The organism is Streptomyces sclerotialus, from assembly GCF_040907265.1.
Taxonomy (GTDB): domain Bacteria; phylum Actinomycetota; class Actinomycetes; order Streptomycetales; family Streptomycetaceae; genus Streptomyces; species Streptomyces sclerotialus.
Genome location: NZ_JBFOHP010000002.1, coordinates 7,990,171 through 8,015,933 on the forward strand (window position 1 = coordinate 7,990,171; position 25,763 = coordinate 8,015,933).

Below are 25,763 nucleotides of genomic sequence, written 5' to 3' on the forward strand. Positions count from 1 at the left end.
GCCCCGGGATGCGGCGGACGGGGATGGGCAGGCGGACAGGGATGGGCAGGCGGACGGGGATGCGGACGCGACGGTCATGTTATGGCGTCATGGCGGCGAGACCGTGGGCGATGCCATTGCGCTGGATTTCCGAGGTGCCGGTCAGGACGCGGAACATGCGGATCTTGCGGAAGAGGAACTCGATCTCGTTGCCCTGAGTGAGACCTTCCTTGCCGTGTATCTGTACGGCCTGGTCGAGGATGCGGAAGGCGGCCTCGGCGACGAAGAGCTTGCACATGAACGCCTCGGTACGTACGTCGTTGCCCTGGTCGAGGGCGGCGAGTGCGGTGTAGGTCATGGCGCGGGCGGCGTAGAGGTCGGTGGCCATGTCGGCGACCTTGTGCTGAATGGCCTGCAGTGTCAGCAGCGGCCGGCCCCCGGCGACCGGACGGTGGCGGGTGCGGTCGAGTGTGAGGGCGAGGGCGCGGCGGGTGGCGCCGATGACGGTGGGGCAGTGCAGGAGCCGGTTGGTGGTGACGCGGCCGAGCGCGATCCGCATGCCTTCGCCCTCCGCGCCGAGCAGGTTCCGGGCCGGGACGTGGCAGTTGTCGAGGACGATGTCGCTCTCGATGTGCTCGCCGGACATGGGGGTGGCACCGTCCACGACGCGGCATCCAGGACTGTCGAGGTCGACGAGGAAGGCGGAGAAGGACGGTTTGCCCCCCGCCTTCTCGTCGGTCGCGGTACCGCCACCGACTTCCTCCTCGCCTGCTTGGCCGGCCATCCGCGCCACCACGATGGCGAAGTCCGCGAAGGGGCCCGCCGAGCTGAAGACCTTGTGCCCGGTGAGACGGTAGCCGTCGCCGTCGCGGACGGCCGTGGTGCGCATGGAGCGTACGTCGGAGCCGGCGTCGGTCTCGGTCAGTGAGAAGCAGCACGCGCGCTCGCCGCGTACCAACGGCAGCAAGTACTCGTCCAGTTGGTACACGGTGGCGTGCCGGAGGATGTCCCCGGCACGCAGCGGTCCGCCCATGTCGCCCAGCACGCTGTGGCCGAGCACGCGTCCCCCGGCACCGATTTCTTCCTTGAGGGCGGCCAGTGCGGTGTAGGAGAGGTTCTGCCCGCCGTACTCCTCGGGCAGGTGGATGCCGTAGAAGCCCAGTTCGCGGCTGCGCTGCCAGACCGGTTCGAGGTCGGAGCGGGTGAGGCGGCTTTCGTGGGTGATGCCGCGCTCGCGCTCGTAGTCGGCCAGTTCGCCGTCGAGGTAGTCGCGCAGCCGGTCGACGAGGGCGGCCACCTGTGGGTCGTCGTAGGAGGGGCGCAGGGAGAAGGTCATGGAGGTGGTTCCTTGGTGGGCGGGGCGGGGCGAGGCAGGGGCGGGGAGGGCGAGACAGCGGCGGAGTGTGGTTCTGGTTTCCCGCGCGCGTGTGTGGTGTGGGTGCGCGAGGCCCGGTCAGACGGCGTTCGGCGGGTCGGTTCACCCGGCGTTCGGCGGGTCGGTTCACCCGGCGTTCGGCGGGTCGGTTCACCCGGCGGGTGGTGGGTCAGTTCACCCGGCGGGCGGTGGCCGCCCAGAACGGTTCGCGGACGGCCTTGCGGTCGAGCTTGCCGTTGCGGTTGTGGGGCAGTTCGCCGACGAAATCCACGGTCCTGGGCTTCTTGAAGCGGTCGAGGCGTTCGGCGCAGAAGGCGGTGATCTCGTCCGCGGTCAGGGCGCTGCCGGGCCGGGGCACGATGACGGCCTTGACGGCCTCACCCCACTTCTCGTCGGGCACGCCGATGACGCAGACCTCCTCGACGCCGGGATGCTCGTACAGGGCGGCTTCGACCTCGGTGCAGTAGATGTTGAACCCACCGGAAATGATCATGTCCTTCTTGCGGTCGACGAGGAACAGGTAGCCGTCCTCGCGCATCCAGGTGAGATCGCCGGTGTGGACCCAGCCGTTGCGGAACGTCTGCGCCGACAGCTCCGGCTCCTGCCAGTACTCACGCACGCAGTCGGGACCGCGTACGATGACCTCGCCGACCTCACGGGGCGGCAGCGGCCGGCCGGACTCGTCGACCACGCGTATCTCGGTGTCGTACGTGGCTCGCCCGCAGGACTGCAGCAGTTCGGGGTCGTGCGCCACCGCATGCGCGATCTCCTGACTGCTCAGGCCCGCCACGACGCTGGTGGTTTCCCCGAGCCCGTAGCCCTGTGCTACGACCGGGCCGAAGAACTCCACGGCGTCCCGCAGCCGTTGGGGTGAAATGGGGGCTCCGCCCACGCGCACGCTGGTGAGACTGGACAGGTCCCGGTCGGCGGCGTCCGGGTGGGCGAGCACCATGTTGAGCATGGCCGGCACCAGGAACGTGGTGGTGATGCGTTCCTTCTCCACCGTGTCCAGGAACGCCTCGGCGCTCCAGGACGGCAGGACGTACGTCGTCGATCCGCCGAACACACCGGCCAGCAGGGACATGCCCGTGGCGTGTGTGATCGGGCCGCAGGCCAGATAGCGCGTACCGGGCCGCGGGCGCGATTCGTCACTCATCAGCAACTTGCGCATGTTCGCCAGACGGTTGCCGACGGTCTGCACCGCCGCCTTGAGGGCGCCGGTCGAGCCGGAGGTGAAGTTCAGCACGCAGGGGGAGTCCTCCGCGACATCGACGGCCTCGGCGGCTGCCACGCCCTCAGTGCCCTGTGCGGCCTCAGAGCCGGCCGGGTAGGGGGCCGCTTCGGCGAGCAGGGTCCCGTATGCGGTGACGGCGGTATGCAACGCACCGTCAGCCGTGGTTTCGTCCAGCAGCACCGGCAGGCAGCCGGTGCCCGCGGCCGCGATGGCGGCGAGTGCGTCCTCGCGGTGTGCCGCGTCGAACACGAGGACTCGTACGGGCGCGTAGCGCAGGATGTGCTCGATCTCGCTTCGCCCGAGACGGGCGTTGATCGGAGCGCGGATCAGTCCGGCCTTGTAGAGGGCGAACTCGACCTCGACCAGCTCGCCCCGGTTCCACGCCAGTGAGGCGACCGCGTCGCCGGGGCGGAGACCGCGTGCGATCAGCGCGGAGGCGAGCCGATCGGTGGAGGCGTCCAGCTCTTCGTACGTCCAGGAGCGGTCGCCGCAGACGAGGGCGGTGGCGTCGGGCCAGTAACGGGCGCTTCGGGTGAGGTAGGTGCCGAGGTTCATCAGCGATCTCCAGCCTTGCCACGCAGGCAATTGGTAAACAGCTCATCCGTTAATGGACACACTGTTTTGTATCTTCTTGGCTGTCAAGAGCCATCTAGACTGTGCGCGCGGAACGACAGCGCAGTGCGACGGCGCTGTACGGCAGTGCAGTGCGACAGCGTGGTGAGACAGTGCGGCGAAGGGGGCCACATGGCCGAGGACAGGCGGACCAGGCGCACCCGCAAGGCGCTCGGTGCCGCATTGGTGGAACTGGTGCTGGAACGGGGATTCAACGCCCTCACCGTGGAGGACATCACCGAGCGTGCCGATGTGGCGCGAGCCACCTTCTATGCGCACTTCAAGGGCAAGGAGGACCTGTTCGCCCGGGTGACCGCCGACCTGCTGGAGCAGCTGGGCGAGCGCCTGGCGCCGGTGATCTCGGACAGTGCGGTCGGCTTCACCGGCAAGCCGCTGCTGGAGATGCTGCGGCACGCGGCCGACGAACGTGATCTGTACCGCGTCGTCCTGCGGGGCGAAGGGGACGGGAAGCCGCTGCAGATGTTCATGGACACCTGCGCCCGGGTGACGGCGGAGGAGTTCAAGGGCCGTGCCGAGCGCAACGGTGTCCAGCCCCGTATCGACGCCGACCTCCTCGCCCGGGTCTGGGTGGGCGAGCAGGTCGCCGTGCTGCGGTGGTGGGCCGAACAGGACACGCCGCCGATGCCCGCCGAAGAGGTGGTACGCATGCTCCTGGACCTGGCCCTGCGCGGCCGCTACTGGGCCAGCGGCTTCCCTGCGCCTGGCCAGGAGGGATGACCTTTACGGGTACGCGTGCGCGGTGCGCGGTGCGCGGTACGCGGTGTGGCCCTCGAATCCTCAGTTCTCAGCCCTGAGTCCTGCGTTTGAGTCCTCCGTTTGAGTCCTCGGTCCTGAGGCGTCGCGCGTCGCGTGCGGGCCGAATGCAGCAGACGGCCACCACTCCGCACACCACCATGACGGCCGCCGTCAGGAGGAAGGCCTGCGTGTAGCCGGCGCTCGCCGATGACGCGCCGTCCAGGAGGTGGCCGGTGACGGAGGGGGCCAGCAGCCCGGGAAGTGTTCCGGTGGCCGCGACGATGCCGAAGAGCGCGCCCCGCTGGGGAGCGGGAACCACCGCTGCGACCGTCATGTAGTGCAGTGGGAAAGCGATGGAGTGCGCCCCGAAGGCGATCGCGAGGAGCAGCAACTGCACCTGCTGCACCCCCACGAACGGGAACACCGCCATGGCGACCCCGGCACAGATCACCGCCGCACCCTGCGGCACACCGCTCGACCAGCGAAGCGACACTCCCCGCCGGGTCAGCCGGTCGACGACGGGGGACAGCACCAGCAGTAGCACAAGGCTGAAAGCGGCCACGGCGCTGATGACCGAGGCCGCCGTGGCCGGACTCATCGTCAGTTCCGTCCTGAGGTACGGCGGCAGCCACGCATGGCTGAGTCCCAGCGCCCATGACGCCCCGAACGCGCTGGCCACGCTCCCCACCACCGTGCCGCACAGCAGAAGACGCCGGTAGGGGACCCGAGCGGCCCCGACTCCGGCCCCGATTCCGGCCCCGGCCCCGGTCGTGGTCATGGCTGCGGTTCCGGTTTCGGTTCTGGCTCTGGCGTCGGTTCTGGCTCCGGCTTCGGCTCTGGCTCCGGCCTCGGCGGTCTTGCCTTGCTGGCGCGCAGGCGGCTGGTCGTAGGGCCCGTCATGTCCGGCGAACCACCATGCCGCGCTCCAGACGACGCTCGTCGCCGCCAGTACGGCGAAGGCCGAGCGCCACCCGAACTCCGTGATCAGCCACGTGACCACAGGTGCGGCTATCAGTGTGCCGAGCGCGGCACCACTGATCTGCAGCGCCGACGGCAGACCGCGGCGCCCCGCCGGAAACCACTTGTACAGGGCGTGCATCGACATCGACGTCGCCGGGCCCTCGGCCGCGCCGAGCAGCACGCGGCCGGCGACCAGTGCCGGTACGGCCGCCACGATCAGGACGGGCAGCTGCGCCAGCCCCCAGACCAGGCACATCGTGAACAGCAGGACTCGGCTGGAGATACGGGAGGAGAAGAAGCCGACGACCAGACCCGAGAGGCTGAACAGGATCGAGTAGGAACTGGAGATCAGCCCGTATGTGCTGTTGCTGATGTCCAGCTCTTCCATGATCGGGATGGCGGCCAGACCCAGTACCGACTTGTCCGCGAAGTTGACGATCATGAACGTGACGATCAGCGCGGTGACGAGCCAGGCGCGACGCCGATCGAACGCGGGCTCCTCGAGGCCGCCGCCGGCCCCGTCGAGCGCCGACGCCGACGACGGCGGTGAATGCGGAGACGAAGACGAAGAGGAAGAGGCAGAGGCAGAGGAAGAGGGCGAGGAGCGTGAAGGGAGCGAAGGGGGCGAAGGCATGAGAGGCGCTCCTGCGATCGGAAGGAGGCACTCGCTGAGAGACGTGGCGATAACTGAACAACCAGTCTGCTAACGAGCGATACGTTCGGCAACGTAGCCGCGTGGCGACAGCTGGTCAATGCCTCTGCTGAGAGTCGTCCGCCAAGCCGCGTATCTCGGTGACGACGCTGTGCCATGCACACTGGTCGTGGACCCGGGATGCGATCGCCTTCCCCGCGCTGGGCTTGATGAGAGGGTCGTCCTCTCCGTGAAGGACGAGCGTGGGCCGGGTGATGGCACTGATCGGCGGGCCGTACCACTGCGCCCCGATCCGACGGCGCTGGGCCTCCCTGCCGTGCATGCCGCTGTCGGCGTTGCGCACCGCGGCTTCGCGGGCCGCCGTCTCGTCGAACGAGCGGTGAGGCGAAGCGAGAAGACGGGAGGCGGCGATGCCGGCCGCGATGGCTCCGTCACGTGTGTCGGGAAACCTCAGGCGCGTGAACTTCGCCAGTGTGCTCATGCGTATGTAGCGCAGGGTGCGCAGGCCCGCCACGTTTCCGGGTACGGCGGCCATGGTGGTGAGCGTCCGGACGCGTCGGGGTGCCGTAGGACCAGGCGCTGCGCCACGGCGCCGCCGAGCGAGACGCCCAGCAGATGTGCCGACCACCACCTCAGGGCGCCATGACCGCGACGGCATCGTCCGTCATGTCCTCGGCCGTGTACGGCGCATTCGTATGACCCGCGATTGACCGACGATCGGACGACGAAGGGGCACCGGCTGGGAGGACCGGGCCCCGTCGTCATCCTCTCGTGCACGGCGTGTCGACCCCCGAGCGCTTGAGGCGCAGCCGACCCGTGCAATGAGCGCGTACCCGGGTCCATCGGGAACAGATGCGTACGATCGGGTGGTTCCGCCCAGCGGCGACCGGGGGGAGGGAGAGAGGCAGCACGCCGACGTCTCGCCGAACACACCGACGTGCCGCCGAACACACCGACGTCTCGCCGAGAGGTGATGTACAGTTTCAGAGTCCTGTTGTCTCCGATAGAGGTGGACGTTGCGCATCTGAGGTTCGCGATCATCACGCGGTACGGCATCGGCCGTACGCCGTCACGCCGTAGTCGGCCTTCCCGCCGCCCGTGACCCCGCGTGCATGCGACCTCGGTGCATGAGCTGTCCCTCACCCTTCGGAGAGACGTCCTTCGGAGAGAGACCTCCTTCGGGGAGAGACGCCCTTCGGGGAGTCCCCCGGGACCTGGAGAGCCGTACCCACCCTCGTCCCGCCGGTTCGGTCGCCGCGTGGTGCTCGCATACGTAGCCCCCATCCACTGCGTACGACTGCGAGAATCAACATGTCCGGACCGACTACGCCCCACGCAGCCGCCGTCACCTGCTCCGCCCTGTCCTTCCAGTGGCCGGACGGCACGACCGTCTTCGACGGACTTTCCCTCACCGTCGGCCGGGGCCGCACCGGACTCGTCGGCGCCAACGGCGCCGGCAAGTCCACACTGCTGCGGCTGCTGGCCGGCGAGCTGCGCCCGTCCCGGGGAACGGTGACCGTCGGCGGCCGCCTCGCTCACCTGCCGCAGAACATCACCCTGGACACGGCACTCCGCGTCGACCAGGCCCTGGGCATCGCCGAGCGGCGTGCCGCCCTGCGCGCCATCGAGGCGGGCGAGGTCGACGAGGAACACTTCGAGAAGATCGGGGACGACTGGGACGTCGAGGAGCGAGCCCTGGCGACACTCGGTTCACTCGGGCTCAGCGACCTCGACCTGGACCGTACGGTGGGGGAGATGTCCGGCGGCGAGACCGTACTGCTCCGCCTGGCCGCCCTGTTGCTGCAGCGACCCGACGTCCTCCTGCTCGACGAGCCGACCAACAACCTCGACCTGCTCGCGCGCCGTCGCCTCTACGACGCCGTGGACTCCTGGCGCTCCGGCGCCCTGATCGTGGTCAGCCACGACCGTGATCTGCTGGAACGCGTCGACCGTACCGCCGAACTGCGGTCGGGCTCGGTCAGCTGGTACGGGGGCGGCTGGTCCGCGTACCAGGAGGCGCTGGCCACCCAGCAGGAGGCGGCCGGGCGGACACTGCGGGCGGCCGAGGCGGACGTACGCCGGCAGCAGCGCGAACTGGAAGAGACCCGGATCAAGGCGGCCCGCCGCCAGCGGCAGAGCAAGAAACTGGACGCCCGGCGACGCGCCCCCAGGATCGTGGCCGGGGAACGCAAACGGTCGGCGCAGGAGTCCGCCGACAAGCTCTGCAACCTGCACGAAGACCGCCTCCAGGAAGCACGCGAACGCCGCGAGGCGGCCGCGGACGCACTCCGCGACGATGCCGAGATCCGGGTGAACCTGCCCCACACCGCGGTACCGGCCGGCCGGACCGTCCTGAGCCTGCACGAGCTGCAGCCCCGGTTCGGCAGGCTCCGCACCGGCACCCTCGAAGTGCACGGACCCGAACGCATCGCCCTCGTCGGGCGCAACGGAGCCGGAAAGACCACCCTGCTCCGCACCCTCACCGGCGAGCTCGCCCCGCTGTCCGGTACGGCGAAAGCGCACGTACCCTTGCGGTTCCTGCCACAGCGTTTGGACGTACTGGACGACGGGCTGAGCGTCGCCGCGAACGTGGCCCGTACGGCACCCGGCGTCACCGACAACCACATCCGCTCCCAGCTCGCCCGCTTCCTCTTCAAGGGGGCACGCGCCGAACAGCCGGCGGGCACCCTGTCCGGCGGCGAACGCTTCCGGGCCGCCCTGGCGGCGACCATGCTTGCGGCCCCGGCCCCACAGCTCCTGCTCCTCGACGAGCCGACGAACAACCTCGACGTGGCCAGCGTGCGGCAACTGACCAGCGCCCTGCAGTCCTTCGAAGGGGCGCTGGTGATCGCCAGCCATGACCTGCCGTTCCTGGAAGCGGCGGGGATCACCCGCTGGTTGCTGGTCGGCGACCGACTGGAGGAGATCAGCTCGGACATGGTCCGCGAGATATGGGAAACGGCACCGCCGGCCGCCGACTGAGCCGCCTGCCCGGACGCCCTGCCAGGGCGCCCTGCTTGTACGCCCTGCCCCTACGCCCTACTCGTACAACACCGTTCCCTGACCCCAGTCAGCCCACATCACCGCCCGTCCGCCCCGAGACGCCAGAGGAGATACGTACGTGAGCACCACCCCACCCACCGACCGCGACACCGCCCGCGACACCGCCCCGCAGGAGCTGCCGCCGACCGAACTACCGCCGACCGAACTGCCAACGACCGAGCTGCCGCCGACCGAGCTGCCGCCGACCGAGCTGCCACCCACGCCCTTCGACCCGGAACTTTCCGCCGCGCTGGACGGCATGGGCGACCTGCGCGACGCATTCCCGTCGGCCCCCGCCATGGTTCCCCGGTGGCGTGCGCGGCTGGCCGAGATGGTTCCGGACCCCACCCTGGACCAGTTGCGCGCCGACGGGGCCTTCGAGATGTACGAGCGGAGCGTGCCCGGGCCCGAAGGGGCGCCGGACGTCTCCCTCCTCATCGCCCGCCCCACCGGCCTGGCGGACGGTGCGCCAGTCGTCTACCACCTGCACGGGGGCGGGATGATCGGTGGCAGTAACCGCGCCGGCATGGAGGGCATCCTGCGCGAGTGGGCCGAGCCGCTCGGGCTCGTCGTGGTCTCCGTCGAGTACCGTCTCGCGCCCGAGCACCCTTACCCGGCCGGTGTCGAGGACTGCTACGCCGGTCTGCTGTGGGTCGCCCGGCACGCCGCGGACCTCGGTGGGGACCCGGAACGCATCGTCGTGGCCGGCGGTAGTGCGGGTGGCGGCCTCACCGCCGCCCTCGCGCTGATGACGCGTGACCGCGAGGGCCCGAGGATCATCGGCCAGCTGGCGATGTGCCCGATGCTCGACGACCGTAACGACACTCCGTCCGCCCGGCAGATGGCGGGCACCGGACTGTGGGACCAGCACGACAACGGCGTCGGATGGGCTTGCCTGCTCGGTACGGCGTACGAGGCGGCAGACGTGCCCGCGTACGCCGCGCCTGCCCGGTCAACGGACCTGTCAGGCCTCGCCCCCGCCTTCATCGACGCGGGCGCGGGCGAGACCTTCCGCGACGAGGCGGTCACCTACGCCACCCGCATCTGGCAGGCCGGCGGGGACGCCGAACTGCACATCTGGGCGGGCGGGTTCCACGGCTTCGACCAGATGGTTCCCGGCGCCGCCGTCTCCCGCGACGCACGCCAGGCCCGAGTCAACTGGCTACGCCGCATACTGAGCCGGTAGCCGGTAGCCGGTAGCCGGTAGCCGGTAGCAGAACGGTAGGACAAGCTGATGTGGCGAAGCGGAGCCGGTCGCTGAGTTCGCTCAGGGTCAGTCCGCTGTTTGACGCGCAGCGGTGGAGCTCCTTCACCGCGCGCGGCTCCGGCCCGCGATCCACGCAGCACCTGCTCCGGCCGGCCCTGACACGCCCCGCCGCACCGAAGCGGCGGATCCGGGTGCTGCTGCTCAGCCCCGAGGCGCCCGCGCCGGCGATGCGGGCCGCGGAGATCGGGGAGTCCCCGAGAGGCGCTGGCCGGCGGTGTCTGGCTGGCCGAGGCGCGGCTGCGCGAGCTGGCCGGGGCGTGCGAGGTGCGCGTGTATCGGCACCGGACGCTGCCGACCTGGCGCATCCTGCGGTTGGCCTCCACCCTGTTCGTCTCCGCTTTCGACGCCGGGTGGAAAGGGCACGAGTCGGCGACGTACAAGGTGATGGAGATGCCGCACGGCCCGCTGTACCGGGGCTTTCAACGGATGTTCGACGCATTCGCCGCCGAAACTGACGCACCGTGTGAAAGGCAGGTAGCAGTGATCGAGGCAGAGCTGAAAGCCCGGGTCCACCACCACAAGACCACTGGCCCGCCACATCAGTGGACGATGCTGACCACTGTCTGGTCGGCGCCGTGCACCTTACGCGAATGCGCCTGCAGGGCCATCACGGCGGCGAGCCCGCCAGGGGTATAGAAGCCGCTGAACTTGGTGTACGCGGTGAGAGACCGCTCGGTCCCGGCACGGGTGACGGCGGTGGCCGATTCTGGATACATACGGGCCTCCTGGATCACCCAAGGGCGGCCTTTCCTGCTGTCGGCAAGGATCCGTTCGAACAAGTGCCGGGCGGCAACACCGGACTGGCTCCCCGAGTGGAAGACCGCACGACTTCCCCAGTTGAGGTTCGGGTCATGGCCGGCGAATTTCAAGTAGTAGGCACGTGCGCTCCGCCCCATCGCGCAATATTCCTCAACGCTGATCCACGTCCCGTCCGCAAGGCGGAAACCCTCCGGGGTCACGATGTGCGTGTGAGGGAACAGTGCCCGAACCTCATCCGGGTAGTACTGGCGGGTGGTCGCCCAGAAGGGCCATGCCATGATGACTTTGCTGTCGTAGAGCGGGGTGGGCGGGTGGTCGAACGTCAAGGCTCCGCCCTCGCAGGCCTCCAACCACTGGTCGAAGAAATTGTTGTAACGCACGTCGTAGAAGTCGTGACCACGAACGAAATTGCAGTCCCTTGAGTGCACGGAATCCCAGCCGAAGTGGTCAATTCCCCGTTCCCTGAGGCCCTGGATGGTGTAGACGACTCCGTGGGGGCGTGAAGCGTTGTTCGTGAGGTGGTGGACGATCGGTTCTCTGCCCAGCTGATGGCGCATGGACTCGGCGACCTGGCCGAGGAGCGGGCCGCGGAAGTGCTTGGGCTTCCCGAAGTCCCCGGGAAACTCTTGGTACACACGGTGAAGCTGTTCCGCCATCTCCCAGCCGGACCCCGGGCACTGGACCTCAATGATGGCTCCCGGGGCCGCTTCGTCGGTGCGGAAGAAGAGTGGCGTGCTCAACTGGCTGTCGGCAAGACGTAGATGGTGTTCCCTGCCGCGGCAAGAAGGCTGGCCGGACAGTACCGAGTCGGCGATGGCGGGATCGGCCTCGTCACGCAGGCTCGCCATGAAAACGTCACGGGTGGTCTCGTAAAATTTCCTGATCAGCGCGTGACGGTCGCGAAAGCCTTGCAGGGTCGGTTCATCCATGGGGTAGGGACGGCTGGCGATCTCATTGGTGAATCCGACGGTCGCCCGGGTGCGGTGCCTGATGTCTTCATCCACGAACTGGTACCACGGAGGAGCTGTGCTCTCGGGCATTGGCCTGCCTCGATTCGGTGGGTGGAAGGATGTCTGATGGGCGGTGTTCTTGCCTGCGGTTGCTGTTCGGCGAGAGGGGGGAATCGCCACCTTCCCGCCATCGCAACGTGACCCTCGCCTCGGGCCGCGCCCTCCGGCACCACCGGGGCGCCTGTTTCTGCTCCCCGGCTCGCGCTGCGGTGACGGTCGGACCTTCGGGAGAAACCTGGAGGACGCTTCAGTGGATCTGGCGTTCCCGTCCCGTCCAGAAAGGTGCCCGCAGTTTCTTCTTGTCCACTTTTCCGGCTGGGGTCAGGGGCAGTGTCCCGGCAAAGGTCACAGACGTAGGGGCATAAGGGGCGCCGAGTTCCGTCTCGACGAGTTTCCGCAACTCGGCTTTCTGGCAGGTGGTGCCAGGGGCGAGCACCACCACCGCGTGGACGGCCTCCCCGTCCCGCTCATGTGGCACGCCGATGACGGCTACGGACCGGACCGCCGGGTGACGGGTGAGGATCTCCTCGACTTCGCGGGAGTAGCAGTTGACTCCCCGGATGTTGACCATGTCCTTGTCCCGGTCGAGCAGGAACAGGTATCCGTCATCGTCCAGGCGGCCGATGTCCCCTGTGCGCAACCAGCCGTCGTGCAGCGCCTCGGCATCCAGCTCAGGGTGCAGCCAATAGCCAGTCATGAGTTGTGGCGTGCGCACCCAGACGTGGCCGGCCTCTCCCACCGGCAGCCGCTTGCCGTCACCGGACCGGATCTCAAGGGCGACCCCCGGTTGCGGGCGGCCGGCGGACAGCAGCCGTTCCCCGGGGCCTTCCAGGAGCTCACCGGGGCCGATCATGGAGATCAGGCCTGCCTCGGTCATCCCGTATGCCTGATACAGCGCTGGGCCGAAGCGCTCCAGCGCCTGCCGCATGCGGCGGGCCGTGATGGCAGAACCGGCGACGACGACGGCGCGCAGACTGCTCAGGTCCGTCCTGGCCGACCGTGGGTGGTCGAGCAGCTCGTTCAGCTGACCGGTGTTGAGGAGCATCGCGGTGATGCGGTGCTCCTCAACAGCCCCCAGCACCACTCCCGGCTCGAAAGCGTCGAGCAGGTGGACGGTGCCGCCACTCAAGAGAGGCAGTGCCATGAAGTCGGTCCGGACGGGAGCGGTGCCAGGTTTTACGACGAGATACCGCTCCGCGGCGGCAGCCACGGCCGAGACGAGGGGAGACCAGCACCTGGGCTGCCACACCCAATGGCTGCTCAGTGCGCGGAAAGTGTGGCAACAGCCCTTCGAGCGACCGGTGCTGCCGCCCGTGTAGGCCAGGCGTGCGATGTCACTGGCTCGTCCGCCGGCGGGCAGCGGCATCGAGGAGAGGGACGCGCACTGGGCCAAGAGGTCCGCCCCTTCTTTCGACGGCCCCAAGCCGAGGAGCAGGGAGAGCTCCGTTCGCCGCGCCACCTCCGAGGCCCGTGCCGCGTAGTCCGGCGTGAACACCAGAGCGCCGGCACGGGCGTCACGCACCATGTGTACCTGCTCAGCCACGGCCAGCCCCGCCTCCAAGAGGACCTGCCGGCATCCCAGCAGAGCGAAGGCCAGGGAGGAGAGCACCGCCTGCGGCCGGTTGTCCGCCAGCAGGACTACGCAGTCACCGCGATGCAGGCCCACGCCACGCAGAGCCCGCGCCAGCCGGTAGACCTCGCTCAAGGCGTCCCCATACGTAGTCGCGCGGCCCCGGTGGATGAAGGCGACGCGATCGGCGTAGCGCGCGAAGGTCTCCAGGGCAGTGGTGGGGTGCAGGGGTCGGGGGGATTCCGGCTTGGACGGAGGCATGCTCTCCTCGCTCTGCTGACCCGGATACGTCGTTGCATCGTCGTGGTAAGGGGGATCTGAACGCCATGAGAATCGTGGGTTCGGGAGAGGTCACGCGGGGGCGCCCGTGCCACTGGCTGTATAGAACGTCGCAGGTCGGGAGGCTGACACCGCCGTGATCACCGTCCCTTGATAGCGGTCGGGCTGTGCAGAGGGGAAGGGACACCGCGCGTTCTCACCCCACCAGGTGCATTGTTCGCGCGTATGGGCGTACGAGTGGCTTCATGACTGGGCTTGTCGCTCATCCAGTCCGACGCGCTTTCATGCCCTCCTTGTGGTGAGTGGGAAGCTCACGAGCGGAAGCCATGCTCGACAGCGGATCGGTGAACGTTCTCCTACCAGGTTGGTGTGAGGTCGCCCGTCAGCGGGATGTCGGGGTTCGCGGCGTTGGTGACGATGACCAGGCGGGGGCCTTGCGGGTCCGCGTGCCACTGCCCGCCGGTCAGTGGCAGGAGAGCGATGTTGGGCGTCGGGCCCTGTGTCCAGTCGAGGGTTCCGGCAATGGTGGCGAGGCGGGTGGTAGCGATGGCTCGGGCGATGGCTGCGCGGTCGGTGGGGTCGTCCGCGGTGGTGAGGGCGTGGTGGGCGGTCTCGACAAGAGCGTGGGCGAGGCCGAGGGGTTGCAGCCAGGCTTCGCCGGTGTCCTGTTGGTAGGCGTGGGCGAGGTCGGCGCAGGTGCTGCCGTTCAGACTGGAGTGGTAGGGGTGGTCCGGACTCCAATAGACGAGGGTGGCCACACGGGCGTCGGCGAGTTCGGCGTGTACGTCCTGGGTGGGGGTGGTGTGGGTGTGGGGGTAGGTCAGCCAGCGCGAGCAGGTGACCAGCTTGGGCCGCAGCCCCGCCAGGCGGGCCTGGTGGTGGAAGAGAGCCAGGTCGGCGGCGGTGGCGGCGCTGGTGATCACGTCGGCGCCGTGCTCTCGCATGCGGTCCACCTGCGTCCGGAAGTCCTCAGCCGGTTCGTGGTAGGGGCCGAGGTCGACCAGTGTGTGGCCGCGCGGGGACGTCACCGGGCGGAAGCCGTACTGGTCGTTGCGCAGCAGCCGGCCCTGCAGATCGTCGTTCCACAGACACCCGATCACGTGCCGGCCGTCGATCCCCTCCCACATGCGGGCGAAGACGGTGGCGATGTCGTCCAGGCCCCAGGCGAAGTGGTAGGTCCATCTGAAGCGGTGTGTGCGGTCGGCGCCGCGTGCGTGGACGTACGCCTGCCAGGGAAACGTCGTCGAGAGGCACGGCACCTGTACCTCCTCACAGGTGTCGGCGACGGCCGGCAGCACCTTGGTTCCGGCCATGGAGAGCACGATGTGCGCCTCGTCGACAGTGGCCAGGTCGCGCACGGCCTGTCGGGCGGCTTCGGGGGTGGAGCGGCTGTCACGTACGACCACGGACACCTCGTAGCGGTGGCCGCCGTTACAGATGTGCCGCAGTTGGGGTTTCAGCGCCCGCAGAACGAAGGACAGGGGCTTGCCCAGCGGTGCCAGCCGACCTGTCAACGGTGCCACGACACCGATACACAGCCGCATCGATAACATCTCCTGTTCTGAGGGCAATCTTTCCGTTCCGCTGACTCACCCGTCCCTGAGGCGGTGATCCAGCAGCTATGTGTTGATGCGTGAGCGCAGGTAGGCCAGACCGGTTGTTCCGCCGGTGCCTGGCGCATCGCCGATCATTCGCTCCACAAGTTGCAGATGCCGCAGCCTCCAGCGCGTCGTTGACGTGCGTAGTTGCTCCAAGAGGCCTGTGACTTCCGTCGTAAGGGCATGCGCGGCCAAGCCGCAGTTCGGCGCGTCGATCTGCTGAAGGAGCGCAGCGAATTGCAGGGACTGACCGGCGCTCGCCTCTCCGAGCAGGGGGCGAAAGGCTTGGAATCCTTCAGGCGTGAGGCTGTCGAAAAGCCCGAGGAGACTCTCGAGCTGTCCCAGCACATCCCGCACCCGCTCCAGAGCGACGACGACGCCGTACTGCCGCCCGTCGGCCCGGTCGGCCTCATCACGGACCCACGCCAGTTCAATCAGGGCATGCGAGAGCAGCAACTCCGCAGTTTGGTGCACCACGATGAACAGGTGCTCATCTCGCCACTGCGCTCCCTGCGCGGCAGGAGACAGCGGCCTTTGCAGCGCCAGCAGTCCCGACAGACACAGGTAATCGACGTAGGGATTGGCTGACGGGCCTTGCTGCGCTGCTCCGATTGACGGCTGCATCACTTGTCCCGGAAAAGTGCCGCCGGAACGGGCGACATTAGCTTGTTCCTCAACATGGAGCCACCACCCGCGCGAGCCGGCTGGCGAGTGTTTCTGCCGGGCGGCTCCGCATCACTGCTACGGGGAATGGCGTTGTCCGGGGCGCATTCGATCACGCAGTAGTAGTTCACCCAGCAGTAAGCAGCCAGAGGATTCACCGGAGGGGGCCGGGGCGTTCCCCGACAGGGGGGCGGAAGGGAAAGACGCTGAGGGCCGCCAAGCCCGCCAGCCGGCGAGACAACATGGTCCTGGTCGCTCCTTCTGAAAGTGCAGGTTTTTTCGTCGCCGTTGCCCTTCACCGCTTCCACCACCCGCCCTCCTGCCATACGGAAAATCCCTCGAACGTATGGCGAGGCAGAGCCATACGGCCTCAGAGGGTGTTTTCTCCCCATGCGAGTAGGAACGTTTCGAGGCGATCGCAAGCCGCCGCTGGACGAGCGCACCGGCTCTCGTCGGTGGACGCCGGAGACCGTTCGGCGGCGAGTGGGCTACCACGGTCCTGAGCCGGAGACGGTGCAGGAGAAGGTCGACGCGGTCCACGACCTGGTCGCCGACGAGCAGGTGGCCACGCTGGTGGCCACGGACCTGCTGCGTCGGCCGGACGTGGCCTTCCAGGCGATGACGGACGACACCGCCCGCCATCAGGTCAACCACGCTCAGGTCGGGCAGGCCCGGGAGCCCTCTGAGCGCGAGTCGCCTATCGCGCCGGCGGTCAAGCACTTCGGGCACGTGATGGGGCCTTGGGCTTGGTCGGTACCTGCCAGCGGTTCGTGGCCGCGTCCGGCCGGATCGTGCCCAGCCTGCGGGACCGCCGACTCTCAGATGATGAACGGGCTACCGTTCACAAGAACCTCGACCAGGTCAGGGCGACGTTCTCTGAACTGAACTTCTGACCGCGCAGCCGCGGAACCAGACGGCAGGCGCCGGCGACGAAGTCCTGGCAGATGCCGATCACGCCGGTGAACTCGATCGAGCGGCGGAACCCGCGGACGATGGTGGCCGGGTCATCGAGCAGGCCCTCCTCTTCTGGGTTGCCGAAGTCGTCCTCGTCGTCCTCGTCGTCCTCGTCGTCCTCGTCGTCCTCGTTGTTCTCGTCGTCCTCGACGAGCTCGGCCTGGCCGAACTGAGCTTCGTTGACCATCTCCCGGGCCTGCGGGGCGCGCATCGCCTTGGACGCCACCTCGGGCCGGCGCAGGAAGTCGCAGGTCACCTGGGCCGCGACCGTCTCGTCCTGGGCCAGGTCGTGGATGGCCACCACCTTCTCCCGCGCGGGTGGTGTGGAAGGACAGGGCGACCTCTTCGGTGAAGAGCCGTAGCGAGGCCACGCCTCCCACCGTCTGGTCACGGAACTCACCCTCAGCACGGACCGGCGCCTTGCCGACGGAAGGAGGCGTCCGGCCTCTACAAAGCGCCAGGCTCCGCCTCACCTCCCATGACCACCAGAGCCGACCGGAAGCTCCCACGTACGGGCCCGAACCATCCCACCGCATTCGAACACGCCCCGCACTGACCCATCAGTGACCGGACTTGCCCACCCGTCACACATAGTCACTGATCAGGGGTTATGACACAGGCGCTCAGCAGAGTGAGTTGGTGTCGGACGGCGGCGGTGGTCCGACGCTCGTCGTCGGTGGCGAGCAGGTCGAGCAGAGCGCCGCGGAGTACCGCCAGCGCCAGGGTGCGGCGGGTACTGCCGGCCGCGCTGTCCCTCTCGGGCTGCGGCTGACAGGCGGCCAGGACGTCGAGCCAGTCGTCAACGGTCGAGCGGGCGAAGCCGGCCCACGCGCCGCCGGGCTCGACGAGTGAGCGAGCGTACGCCTCGGCCCACAGCCGCAGCAGCGGGCGATGCTCGTCGGCAGCGAGCCACGTCCAGACCTGCTCGACCGCCGGAACCAGGCCGATGGGCCGGTCGGCCTCCCTGAGGCGGTCCAGGATCGCCAGCTCATCGGTGCGGGCACGCGCCAGCAGCGCCCGCACCAGTCCGTCCTTGTTGCCGAACAGGAACATCAGTACCCGCGGGCTGGAGCCGATGGCCGTGGCCAGCGGACGCAGCGACAGGTCGGCAAGGCCGTGGTCGAGTGCGTACCGGTACGCGGCCTCCAGCAGCTCGACCTGCCGTGCGGACGGGACTGTCGCTTCCTGGGGCATGGAGCTAGCCTAACGGTACTGAAACACTTGTGTCAGTGTTTCTGGACCAGCATCGCGGGGAGGTAACCGTGACCCAGCACGAACCCCGGCGGCAGGTGACCGTGCGCCGCGCCGACCGCCCCGGTGACCTGGGCTGGGTGGTGATGGCCCACGGTGAGGTGTACGACCGGCAGTACGGCTGGAACACCGACTTCGAGGCCCTCGTGGCCGAGATCGTGGCCGACTACGCCACCAAACACGACCCGGCCAGGGAAGCGGCCTGGATCGCCGAGGTCGACGGCGAGCGCGTGGGCTGCATCTTCCTGGTGACGGCCGGCGACGAGGCGAGAGTGGCCAAGCTGCGCATTCTGCTCGTCACCCCGGCCGGCCGAGGCCTTGGTCTCGGCACTCGCCTCGTCGAGGAGTGCCTGACCTTCGCACGCCGGGCCGGCTACCGGCAGGTGACGTTGTGGACCAACGACGTGCTGACGTCTGCGCGCAAGATCTACCAGAGCTTCGGTTTCACCCTCGCCGACGAGCAGCCCCATCACAGTTTCGGTCATGATCTCATCGGACAGAACTGGACGCTTGACCTTGTCGAGCAGGATCAGGGATGAGCGGTCGGCCAGTCAGTTCTGTCAGTCCTGTCAGTTCTGTCAGATCTGCAGATCTGTATCTGTGAGATCTGTCAGGCCTATCGGACCTGTCGACCTGTCGGACCTGTCGCGGCCTTCAGGCCTTCGGCTTCGAGCCGCCGCGGCCCTGGCGCAGGGCGCGGGCGCACCAACCGATGAGCACGGCGTTCACCACCGCACCGAGACCGACGGCGAGGAACACCATGGCGATGTGGTCCGGCAGCGCGAGCAGGATGAGGCTGACCGGTGCGGTGGCGATGAGCGGTACGACGCCGGCGAAGGACGCGTCGGGGTTGTCGCCGTAACTCACCACGACGGCCCAGATGAGCAGTACCGCACATACGGCGAGGTAGACGCGGGCGAGAGTGCTGCTGAGCGCACCGTGCACCGTGCGAAGGACGGGGTGGGTGGATGCGGACTTGGGGTTGTTCATATTCGTGTCCATGTTCATGAATTCACTGTCCTGACGAATGTCGGTTGATCTGCTCGGGTCGTTGGGTCGTTGGGTCGTCGGGGCGTTGGGTGGATCAGGTGGACGTCTCCGGTGGAGTCACGTGGACGTCTCCGGTGGAGTCACGTGGACGTCTCCGGTGGAGTCACGTGGACGAGGCCCAAGTCGTACGCGAGGATCGTCGCCTGTACCCGGTCGCGTACCTCCAGCTTGCGCAACAGCGCGTTCACATGGGATTTGACGGTGCCGACGGTGATGTCGAGGTCGGCGGCGATCTCGGCGTTGTTCAGGCCCGATGCGATCAGGGTGAGGACGGAGCGCTCCCGTGCGGTCAGTTGGTCCAGGACCGCGGCGGCGTTCCCGGCCCGCGGGCCGGTGGGCCGGCCGGCGGCGTAATGGCCGATGAGCCGACGGGTGGCGGAGGGGGCGAGGACGCTCTCCCCAGCGGCCACCACCCGGATGCCGTGCAGCAGTTCGGCTGCCTGCACGTCCTTGAGCAGGAACCCTGACGCACCGGCGCGCAACGCGTCGAAGACGTAGGCGTCGAGGTCGAACGTGGTCAGTACGAGAACCCGAGGAGGGCTGTCGCGTCCGGTGAGAATCCGGGTGGCGGTGATGCCGTCGAGTCCCGGCATCCGTACGTCCATGACGATCACGTCCGGTGCGAGCTGTTCGGCAAGGCTCACCGCGGCCGCGCCATCGCCGGCCTCTCCGACGACCGTCATGTCCGGCTCGGCGTCGATGACGGCGGCGAACCCCGCCCGGACGACCGCCTGGTCGTCGACTACCAACACGGTGAGGGACATGGGGACTTCTCCTGGTGTTGCGGCGGGTACGGGCGTAGGTGTGCAGGGGCGGCAGGTCAGAGGCACGGACGCGGGGGAGGGGTGGGGCCGAGGGGCGCGGGGAGAGACAGGGGCAGACGCAACACGACCGTGCCCGGCTGCCCGGTGGCCAAGGTGCCGCCAAGGGCGGCGGCCCGCGTCACCAGGCGCCGGCGTGCCGCGAGACGGGTGGCTTGGGAAACTCCGGTCGCGGTGAGGGTCAGTACGTGGTCCGTGGCGTCGATGACAAGCACGGTGGGCTGGTCGTTGCCGCCCGTCTCCAGCACGGTCTCGGCGGCACGGTACGCGGCGATGTCCACCTCCGTCGGCAGCCGCTGCGGCACCCGGTCCGTGAGCCGCACCTCCACCTGGCGGCCGGTGGCCCGCCACTGGCCGACCAGCAGGTCAAGGGCCTGGAGCGTGGGCTGCGGCCGGAGCTCGGCGGCCTGCTCTCCGTGCCGTACCGTTTCGAGCAGAGCCCGCATCGCGGCCAAGGCGTCGCGCGCCCGTTCCGCCGTCTGCGCGAGCCGGCCCGCTTCTGCCTCCTCGACCACTTCGGCGGTGCGTGCCAGCACGGTGGTCTCCAGCCCGACGGTGATACGGCGACGCTCGGCCCATGCGTCCCGTACCGCCTCCTCCGTCCACGCTGCGACAAGACCCTCATGCGTGTCCAGGGCAGCTCGCCGCCTCTTCTCGTACCAGGTGCCGACAGCCCAGGCGGCCATGGCCGACAGCGCCGCCCCGGCGGCCACCCAGGTGGGCAAGGCGACACCACGAGTGAGTACGGCGATGAGCAGCGCGGCCGCGTGTACGGCGGCGGCCACCACCGGCACGGCCCACCGCTGCATGCCGCTGCCCACGCCGGCGGCGAGGGCGAAACTCGGTGTGCCGGCCGCCACCATGGCGAGGCCCACGCATGTGGCGAGCATGCTCAGCGCCGGTGGCAGGACGACCGGCCCCGCGTACCCGCTCACGGCCATCGCCGCAGGCCAGAGCCCGGCGAGGACCAGCAGCACGCTCAGTGCCGACCACGGGGCCCGGCGGAGGCACAGCAGCATCACCGCCTGCGCCGCTGCGAGCAGCGCGAAGAGCGCGCCCGCGGAGACACCGGGGCCGGTGGGTGTCGTACTCTCCCGGATGACGAGGAACGGCAGCAGCGGCTGAAAGCACAGTCCTACGGCCGCGACGAACTGTGCGAGGCGGTACGTCCGCGACACGAACGGTGCCGCCGACGCCCCGCTCCGCGTCGGCAGGACCGCACGCACCTCCCACCCGCCATCCGGCGTCGGGCCGCTGGTCAGCGTGCCGCCCAGCTCCCGCGCCCGGCTGCGCAGGAAGTTCTGGCCGCGCCCGCCGCCGAGGCCCTGACCGCGCGGTGGCGTGCCGGTGGTGCCGGCGGACGCGTCCGGCGCTGCGTTGCGCACCACGATTTCGGTGTGGGCGTCGTCGTAGGTGCATCGCACGGCGGTGGGCGCACCGGAGGCGTGGCGGACCACGTTGGTCAGCGCTTCGCGGACGATGCCGTAAACGGCGTCACCGACCGAGCTGTCGAGGACCGAGCTGTCGAGGACCGAGCTGTTGAGGACGGAGCTGTTGAGGACGGAGCTGTTGAGAACCGAGCTGTCGAGCGGATCCCGATGTACCGGCCGTTTCCGCTGTTCCGGCCGGGCCTGTTCCTCCGGCTGGGCCTGTTGCTCCGGCCAGGCCTGTTGTTCCAGCTGGGCCTGTTGTTCCAGTTCGCCTCCGTTCGGCGTGCCCGTTCCGTCCCGTGGGGACTGGATGTCGAAAGTTACCGGTTGGCCGAGGGCGCGGAAGCCGGCCACGAGTTCCCGGAGCCGTTCTTCCGGCGCCGGAAGGTCGTCAGCGGAGGGCGCCGGGGACCTGACCGCGCTCAGTGCCCTGGTCACCTCGCGGCCGGTCTCGGCGGCGAACCGCACCGCCTCGTCGGCCAGCTCGGGACGGCGATCGCGCAGACCGAGCGCCGCCTCCGCCGTCACGACCACCGCCGTGAGGTGATGGGCGCTGACGTCGTGCAACTCCCTCTCCATACGCTGCCGTTCAGCCGCCGGGAGCCGGTGCCGGTCGGTCTCCGCCCGGCGCAGACGCCGCTCGGCGGCTCGTCGGGAGGCCCGTACTCGGCGCAGGTACAGTCCCGTACCGGTGGCAGCCGCGTAGAGAAGAGTGGTGAGGACGAGGTCGAGACCCTGGCCGCCGCCGAGTCCGTGCAGGGTGAGGCCGTGCACGAGCTGCCAGACGGCGAGCGTTGCCACGCACAGCAATCCGGTGGTCGTGTCCCTCTCGGCGGCCACCGAGAACAGCGCCAACGTGACCCCCGCCGTACCGAGTACGGCCACCGCGCCCGCGGGCAGCGGCTCCGCGCCGACCGCGCAGGCGGCGGTGACCAGGATGAGGACCGGCACGGGGTGGGTACGGCGGGCCGTGAGCACGACGGTCACCAGGCCTGCCACCAAGGCGGCGGCGAGCAGTTCCGCAGCGGTCGGCGTGGCACCGAGCACCAGTGCAGTCCCGGGCCACACCGCGACCTGGGCACCGAGCAGCAGGACCGGGAACAACCGGTCGTCAGTTCGTTCCATGATGGATCCAGGCTATGGTCACGCCCGGACCCCGGACATCAGGCCACAGGGCGATCACCGTCTCTAACCAGAGATGGAGAAGCCCCGCCCAACGCCCACCCCCACTCACCCGCCCACACTCACCCCACTCACCCGCCCACACTCACCCACTCACACTCACCACACTCACCCGCCCCCCCTCATTCACTCACTCACCGACGACAATGGACCGATGCGAATCCGAGCAGCCCACATCGACGAACTGCCGCTCCTCCAAGACATCGAGCGAGCCGCTGGGCGGTGCTTCCGTGACATCGGTATGCCGGAGATCGCCGATGACCAGCCGCTCCCGCTCGACGAACTCGCTCGGTACGAGAGAGCAGGGCTGGCGTGGGTCGCCACCGATGAGACCGGTACTCCGGTGGCCTATCTCATCGCCGAACACGTCGACGGCAACCTTCACGTCGAGCAGGTCTCGGTGCACCCGGACAGCGCGCGCCGCGGCATCGGCCGCTCACTGCTCGACCATCTCGGCAGTCACGCTGTGGCCGGCGGAGTGCCTGCCCTGACCCTCACCACCTTCACCCACGTACCGTGGAACGCGCCCTACTACACGCGCTGCGGCTTCCACCCCCTCGACGACAGCAGGATCGGCCCCGGCCTGCGGGAGATCCGGCGACGGGAAGCCGCCCACGGACTGGACCGCTGGCCCCGTGTCTGCATGCGCAGGGACCTCTGACGCGTCTGGCTGGCAGCCGTACCTCACCGGCCCGTCACCAGCTGGCGTCGCCGTGGGATGTTGACCGGTTACGGAGACGAACGCAGGTCCAGGATCATGTCGAGTGACGGAGAGCCGTCAGCCCCGCTGAAGCAGCCGACCGGCTGGAAGCCGTTCTTCTCGTAGTAGCGAATGGCGCGGGGGTTATGGGTGAGGACGCCGCCCCAGAGGATGATCCTCGTCCTGCCGAGCAGCTGCGCGACCTCCGTGATGAGCGGGAGGAGGAGCGTTCCGACGCCCCTGTCCTGGTAGTCGTCGGCCAGAGTGGGGCCGAAGCGGCAGTCGGTCCGCTCGGTGAGGCGGATGCCCGCTTTCCGATAACGCGCGATGTCTGCCGCAGTGAGCGCGAGGCTGAATTCCAGCAGGCCGACGATCCTGCCGGCAGGCGCGTACGCACCTTTGAGGGCCGGTACTTCCTCGAGTACCAACCTGAGTTTGTCGTAGCGCGCGATCGCGTCGCACAGTTCCCGGGCCGCCGCGAGGTCGTACCCGTCGAACGTGCTGAGCCGCCGCGTTTCGGGAGACAACGCCGTGAGGAAGGCCGCCAGCCGCTCCGCGTCGGCACACGTGAGGGGCCGGAAGACGAGCACGCGGCCACCAGGCGGCTTCAGACGGCGCGTCAGAATCACTGGGTCTTCGGCAATCTCCGTCAGGCTGAGCACGCGTGAGCCCTCACACCAGACCCCACCTCACCACCCCCTTCATCCGGCTATGAATCGAGGACGGCGGCGACGGCTTCGATCTCGACGAGCTGGTCGTCGTAGCCGAGGACGGTGACACCCATCAACGTGCTGGGTACGTCGTGTTCACCGAAGGCGTCGCGGACCACTTCCCACGCGCTGACCAGGTCTTCCTGCCGGGAGGACGCGACGAGGACCCGGGTGCTGATGACGTCGTACATCGACGCGCCGGCCGCGGCGAGGGCGGTCTGCATGTTCTCGACGGCCTTCGCGGCTTGGCCCGCATAGTCTCCGATCGCCGCTGTCGAACCGTCCTCGTTCAGCGGGCATGCGCCGGCAAGAAAGATGAGCCGCGAACCGGCGGGGGCGGTGGCCGCGTAGGCATACTCGGCGACATCGGACAGGGAGTCGGAGCGGATCAAGGTGATGGCACGGCCCGTGGTCATTCGGTCTCCTCCGGTCGGTTGGTCGGTCAGGTACAACCAAGCGCAGTCATCCTGCCAAGGACGCTCCGGCCCCGCTTCTTCTTTTCCGGCGGTGACTTCCTAGGCGGTGACTTCCTCGGCGGCGACTTCTTCGGCGGGATTTCTTTGGCGGCGACCGGCGCGTGCAGGCGCATCCCCACGGTTCAGCGCTTGCCCGTGCGTACCGCTCCCGCGCTCGCCGCGACCACCATGGCGACCGCGGCGCACTGCGGCAGCGACAGCCCCTGGCCCAGCACCAGGAAACCGGCCAGGGCAGCAACGGCCGGCGCCAGACTCGTGAGTACGGCGATCGTCGCCGCGGGCAGTCGGCGCAGGGCGAGCAGTTCCAGAGCGTAGGGCACCCCCGAGCTCATGACCGCGATGGCCGGCCCCAGGCCGAGCACCTCCGGTCCGAACAGCGTCGCGACCGACGTTCCGATGCCCAGCGGCAGACTGACCAGCGCGGCGACTGCCATCGCGATCGTCAGGCCGTCCAGCCGTGGGAAGCGGGCCCCCGCACGTGCGCGACAGCCCGCCCGGTCGCGGCCATCGAGGTGTCCAACACCGACGAGTGGCTCATCGCGAGCGCCGCGGACCGCGCGGTGGGCATCTCCACGACGGCCACCCCGCGGAACCACACCCCCCGTCATTGGTCCACCGCCCGCTCTCGGACGCACCGGCTGTCCCCGTCGTCATCGTCTGGCGCGACGGACCAGGCCACCCTGCCATTCCGGACCTGGTGGCACTGGCACATGAGGTCATCCGGACCGGAGAACCCCTGTGACTGGTACTGGAGACCCTGTGATCAAGGGTCGTCCCATAACTGATCCTTGAGTTGTTGCAGGCCGTTCGGCGTCGTGCGGGGCGGGTCTTCCGGAGGAGCGTCTGCCTCGTCAGCGAGATAGTCCCAGGAACCGGGTGGCCGAGGTCCACGCCTGACGGCTGTGCACGGCGGAGTAGTGAGGACTGCCGGGATCGCAGAAGCCATGGCGACAGGGGTGCACCTCCGTCACGACACCCTTCCGGTCCACCAGGCGTTCGGTGATTGCCGGCACCGAGAAGCTGGGCTCCTGCTCGGCGAAGATCACGAGGCACGGGGCGGTCGGTTGAATGTCCAGGTGGTCACGGATCCGGGATCCGTAGAAGCACACTGCGCCGTCCACGGCGCCGGTCCCGGAGGCGAGCCAGGTGCTGGTGGCTCCGACGCTGAAACCGATGCAGAGCACTCTGCGATAGCGCTCACGAAGGCCCTCGGCGTACTGCGCGAGTGCGTTGCCCATGCCTGCCACGCCTGGGGTTCGCGTGAATTGTCGGTATGCCTCGGACTCGTCTTCGCGGGCGTACACGACGCCCGATGGAAGGAAACCGGGTGTGAAGACATCGCAGCGGTACGGGCGGAGCATCTTGGCGACGCCGCTGATGTGCTCGTTGACCCCGTATATCTCGTGGGCGACGACCACGGCCGTGTCGTGGCC

Annotated in this window: 23 protein-coding genes and 2 pseudogenes; 8 read left to right on the top strand and 17 right to left on the bottom strand. The window is 68.8% G+C overall.

Going from position 1 to position 25,763, the window contains the following annotated elements:
• Positions 1-79: 79 nt before the first annotated feature.
• Complete coding sequence (locus AAC944_RS35205) at positions 80-1,315, bottom strand: acyl-CoA dehydrogenase family protein (protein WP_030613861.1); 1,236 nt, start codon at positions 1,313-1,315, stop codon at positions 80-82.
• 208 nt (positions 1,316-1,523) lie between these two features.
• Positions 1,524-3,143, bottom strand: a complete 1,620-nt coding sequence (locus tag AAC944_RS35210; RefSeq protein WP_030613863.1) for an AMP-binding protein — start codon at positions 3,141-3,143, stop codon at positions 1,524-1,526.
• A gap of 189 nt (positions 3,144-3,332) precedes the next feature.
• Here AAC944_RS35210 and AAC944_RS35215 point away from each other — a divergent pair, with 189 nt between their 5' ends.
• Positions 3,333-3,938 carry a TetR/AcrR family transcriptional regulator gene (locus tag AAC944_RS35215; protein WP_030613866.1) on the top strand — a complete coding sequence of 202 codons (606 nt, stop codon included), beginning with the start codon at positions 3,333-3,335 and terminating at the stop codon, positions 3,936-3,938.
• Between the two features lie 67 nt (positions 3,939-4,005).
• Here the strand turns inward: AAC944_RS35215 and AAC944_RS35220 are convergent, their stop codons facing one another.
• Positions 4,006-5,358 carry an MFS transporter gene (locus AAC944_RS35220; RefSeq protein ID WP_368396663.1) on the bottom strand — a complete coding sequence of 451 codons (1,353 nt, stop codon included), beginning with the start codon at positions 5,356-5,358 and terminating at the stop codon, positions 4,006-4,008.
• Between AAC944_RS35220 and AAC944_RS35225 the strand changes: the two genes are divergently transcribed.
• Positions 5,357-5,623, top strand: coding sequence for a hypothetical protein (locus AAC944_RS35225; RefSeq protein ID WP_368396664.1), 267 nt, complete (start codon positions 5,357-5,359; stop codon positions 5,621-5,623). The genes AAC944_RS35220 and AAC944_RS35225 overlap by 2 nt on opposite strands.
• A gap of 42 nt (positions 5,624-5,665) precedes the next feature.
• Here AAC944_RS35225 and AAC944_RS35230 read toward each other — a convergent pair whose 3' ends face one another.
• Complete coding sequence (locus AAC944_RS35230) at positions 5,666-6,103, bottom strand: alpha/beta fold hydrolase (protein ID WP_438272773.1); 438 nt, start codon at positions 6,101-6,103, stop codon at positions 5,666-5,668.
• A 776-nt stretch (positions 6,104-6,879) separates the two neighbouring features.
• On the opposite strand from AAC944_RS35230, the gene AAC944_RS35235 reads away from it, so the two are divergent.
• Together AAC944_RS35235 and AAC944_RS35240 are read left to right on the top strand one after the other, a co-directional pair.
• A complete protein-coding gene (locus AAC944_RS35235; protein WP_030613875.1) occupies positions 6,880-8,550 on the top strand; it encodes an ABC-F family ATP-binding cassette domain-containing protein in 1,671 nt (556 codons plus the stop codon).
• A 319-nt stretch (positions 8,551-8,869) separates the two neighbouring features.
• Positions 8,870-9,796: an alpha/beta hydrolase gene (locus AAC944_RS35240; protein WP_051871721.1), complete on the top strand. Its 927-nt coding sequence runs from the start codon at positions 8,870-8,872 to the stop codon at positions 9,794-9,796.
• A 620-nt stretch (positions 9,797-10,416) separates the two neighbouring features.
• Here AAC944_RS35240 and AAC944_RS35245 read toward each other — a convergent pair.
• From AAC944_RS35245 to AAC944_RS35260, 4 genes are all read right to left on the bottom strand, one after another.
• Positions 10,417-11,640 carry a hypothetical protein gene (locus AAC944_RS35245; protein WP_368396665.1) on the bottom strand — a complete coding sequence of 408 codons (1,224 nt, stop codon included), beginning with the start codon at positions 11,638-11,640 and terminating at the stop codon, positions 10,417-10,419.
• 253 nt (positions 11,641-11,893) lie between these two features.
• Positions 11,894-13,477, bottom strand: coding sequence for an AMP-binding protein (locus AAC944_RS35250; protein WP_051871700.1), 1,584 nt, complete (start codon positions 13,475-13,477; stop codon positions 11,894-11,896).
• Between the two features lie 374 nt (positions 13,478-13,851).
• Positions 13,852-15,048, bottom strand: coding sequence for an ABC transporter substrate-binding protein (locus AAC944_RS35255; RefSeq protein WP_037772057.1), 1,197 nt, complete (start codon positions 15,046-15,048; stop codon positions 13,852-13,854).
• A gap of 66 nt (positions 15,049-15,114) precedes the next feature.
• On the bottom strand, positions 15,115-15,717 hold the full coding sequence (locus AAC944_RS35260; protein ID WP_078888530.1) for a tryptophan 2,3-dioxygenase family protein: 603 nt from the start codon (positions 15,715-15,717) through the stop codon (positions 15,115-15,117).
• A 429-nt stretch (positions 15,718-16,146) separates the two neighbouring features.
• Here AAC944_RS35260 and AAC944_RS35265 point away from each other — a divergent pair.
• Both AAC944_RS35265 and AAC944_RS35270 read left to right on the top strand, forming a co-directional pair.
• Positions 16,147-16,428 (top strand): annotated as a pseudogene (locus AAC944_RS35265) (DUF6192 family protein); the annotation flags it as partial.
• A gap of 98 nt (positions 16,429-16,526) precedes the next feature.
• Positions 16,527-16,649, top strand: coding sequence for a DUF6192 family protein (locus tag AAC944_RS35270; RefSeq protein ID WP_368396666.1), 123 nt, complete (start codon positions 16,527-16,529; stop codon positions 16,647-16,649).
• Here AAC944_RS35270 and AAC944_RS35275 read toward each other — a convergent pair.
• Both AAC944_RS35275 and AAC944_RS35280 read right to left on the bottom strand, forming a co-directional pair.
• Positions 16,598-17,011, bottom strand: a complete 414-nt coding sequence (locus AAC944_RS35275) for a DUF6192 family protein (protein WP_030613890.1) — start codon at positions 17,009-17,011, stop codon at positions 16,598-16,600. The genes AAC944_RS35270 and AAC944_RS35275 overlap by 52 nt on opposite strands.
• A 293-nt stretch (positions 17,012-17,304) precedes the next feature.
• The gene (locus AAC944_RS35280) at positions 17,305-17,904 is read right to left on the bottom strand and encodes a TetR/AcrR family transcriptional regulator (RefSeq protein ID WP_030613892.1); all 600 of its coding nucleotides are present in this window, start codon (positions 17,902-17,904) and stop codon (positions 17,305-17,307) included.
• 41 nt (positions 17,905-17,945) lie between these two features.
• Between AAC944_RS35280 and AAC944_RS35285 the strand changes: the two genes are divergently transcribed.
• Positions 17,946-18,500 carry a GNAT family N-acetyltransferase gene (locus AAC944_RS35285; protein ID WP_368397343.1) on the top strand — a complete coding sequence of 185 codons (555 nt, stop codon included), beginning with the start codon at positions 17,946-17,948 and terminating at the stop codon, positions 18,498-18,500.
• A 115-nt stretch (positions 18,501-18,615) separates the two neighbouring features.
• On the opposite strand, the gene AAC944_RS35290 is transcribed toward AAC944_RS35285, so the two are convergent.
• The 3 genes from AAC944_RS35290 to AAC944_RS35300 all read right to left on the bottom strand — a co-directional run bounded on the left by AAC944_RS35290 (position 18,616) and on the right by AAC944_RS35300 (position 22,387).
• Entirely contained in the window at positions 18,616-18,969 is a 354-nt protein-coding gene (locus AAC944_RS35290; protein ID WP_368396667.1) for an SCO4225 family membrane protein, read from the bottom strand.
• A 122-nt stretch (positions 18,970-19,091) separates the two neighbouring features.
• Complete coding sequence (locus AAC944_RS35295) at positions 19,092-19,775, bottom strand: response regulator (protein WP_030613898.1); 684 nt, start codon at positions 19,773-19,775, stop codon at positions 19,092-19,094.
• Positions 19,776-19,831: 56 nt separating this feature from the next.
• A complete protein-coding gene (locus tag AAC944_RS35300; RefSeq protein WP_051871701.1) occupies positions 19,832-22,387 on the bottom strand; it encodes a sensor histidine kinase in 2,556 nt (851 codons plus the stop codon).
• Between the two features lie 211 nt (positions 22,388-22,598).
• Here AAC944_RS35300 and AAC944_RS35305 point away from each other — a divergent pair, with 211 nt between their 5' ends.
• Positions 22,599-23,105 (top strand): GNAT family N-acetyltransferase, encoded by a 507-nt coding sequence (locus AAC944_RS35305; RefSeq protein WP_030613901.1) that lies wholly within the window; start codon positions 22,599-22,601, stop codon positions 23,103-23,105.
• 68 nt (positions 23,106-23,173) lie between these two features.
• Here the strand turns inward: AAC944_RS35305 and AAC944_RS35310 are convergent, their stop codons facing one another.
• From AAC944_RS35310 to AAC944_RS35325, 4 genes and pseudogenes are all read right to left on the bottom strand, one after another.
• On the bottom strand, positions 23,174-23,806 hold the full coding sequence (locus AAC944_RS35310) for a GNAT family N-acetyltransferase (RefSeq protein ID WP_030613903.1): 633 nt from the start codon (positions 23,804-23,806) through the stop codon (positions 23,174-23,176).
• A gap of 47 nt (positions 23,807-23,853) precedes the next feature.
• Positions 23,854-24,270 carry a RidA family protein gene (locus tag AAC944_RS35315; RefSeq protein ID WP_030613905.1) on the bottom strand — a complete coding sequence of 139 codons (417 nt, stop codon included), beginning with the start codon at positions 24,268-24,270 and terminating at the stop codon, positions 23,854-23,856.
• Positions 24,271-24,452: 182 nt separating this feature from the next.
• Positions 24,453-24,812: pseudogene (locus AAC944_RS35320) on the bottom strand (EamA family transporter); the annotation flags it as partial.
• A gap of 369 nt (positions 24,813-25,181) precedes the next feature.
• The gene (locus AAC944_RS35325; RefSeq protein WP_490368278.1) at positions 25,182-25,748 is read right to left on the bottom strand and encodes a dienelactone hydrolase family protein; all 567 of its coding nucleotides are present in this window, start codon (positions 25,746-25,748) and stop codon (positions 25,182-25,184) included.
• Positions 25,749-25,763: the final 15 nt, after the last annotated feature.

Bases quoted from the DNA above. Each gene is read 5' to 3' on its own strand.
- AAC944_RS35205 (WP_030613861.1), bottom strand. From the start codon at position 1,315: ATGACCTTCTCCCTGCGCCCCTCCTACGACGACCCACAGGTGGCCGCC.
- AAC944_RS35210 (WP_030613863.1), bottom strand. From the start codon at position 3,143: ATGAACCTCGGCACCTACCTCACCCGAAGCGCCCGTTACTGGCCCGAC.
- AAC944_RS35215 (WP_030613866.1), top strand. From the start codon at position 3,333: ATGGCCGAGGACAGGCGGACCAGGCGCACCCGCAAGGCGCTCGGTGCC.
- AAC944_RS35225 (WP_368396664.1), top strand. From the start codon at position 5,357: ATGAACGTGACGATCAGCGCGGTGACGAGCCAGGCGCGACGCCGATCG.
- AAC944_RS35220 (WP_368396663.1), bottom strand. From the start codon at position 5,358: ATGATCGTCAACTTCGCGGACAAGTCGGTACTGGGTCTGGCCGCCATC.
- AAC944_RS35230 (WP_438272773.1), bottom strand. From the start codon at position 6,103: ATGGCCGCCGTACCCGGAAACGTGGCGGGCCTGCGCACCCTGCGCTAC.
- AAC944_RS35235 (WP_030613875.1), top strand. From the start codon at position 6,880: ATGTCCGGACCGACTACGCCCCACGCAGCCGCCGTCACCTGCTCCGCC.
- AAC944_RS35240 (WP_051871721.1), top strand. From the start codon at position 8,870: ATGGGCGACCTGCGCGACGCATTCCCGTCGGCCCCCGCCATGGTTCCC.
- AAC944_RS35250 (WP_051871700.1), bottom strand. From the start codon at position 13,477: ATGCCTCCGTCCAAGCCGGAATCCCCCCGACCCCTGCACCCCACCACT.
- AAC944_RS35255 (WP_037772057.1), bottom strand. From the start codon at position 15,048: ATGTTATCGATGCGGCTGTGTATCGGTGTCGTGGCACCGTTGACAGGT.
- AAC944_RS35260 (WP_078888530.1), bottom strand. From the start codon at position 15,717: ATGCAGCCGTCAATCGGAGCAGCGCAGCAAGGCCCGTCAGCCAATCCC.
- AAC944_RS35280 (WP_030613892.1), bottom strand. From the start codon at position 17,904: ATGCCCCAGGAAGCGACAGTCCCGTCCGCACGGCAGGTCGAGCTGCTG.
- AAC944_RS35290 (WP_368396667.1), bottom strand. From the start codon at position 18,969: ATGAACATGGACACGAATATGAACAACCCCAAGTCCGCATCCACCCAC.
- AAC944_RS35295 (WP_030613898.1), bottom strand. From the start codon at position 19,775: ATGTCCCTCACCGTGTTGGTAGTCGACGACCAGGCGGTCGTCCGGGCG.
- AAC944_RS35300 (WP_051871701.1), bottom strand. From the start codon at position 22,387: ATGGAACGAACTGACGACCGGTTGTTCCCGGTCCTGCTGCTCGGTGCC.
- AAC944_RS35305 (WP_030613901.1), top strand. From the start codon at position 22,599: ATGCGAATCCGAGCAGCCCACATCGACGAACTGCCGCTCCTCCAAGAC.
- AAC944_RS35315 (WP_030613905.1), bottom strand. From the start codon at position 24,270: ATGACCACGGGCCGTGCCATCACCTTGATCCGCTCCGACTCCCTGTCC.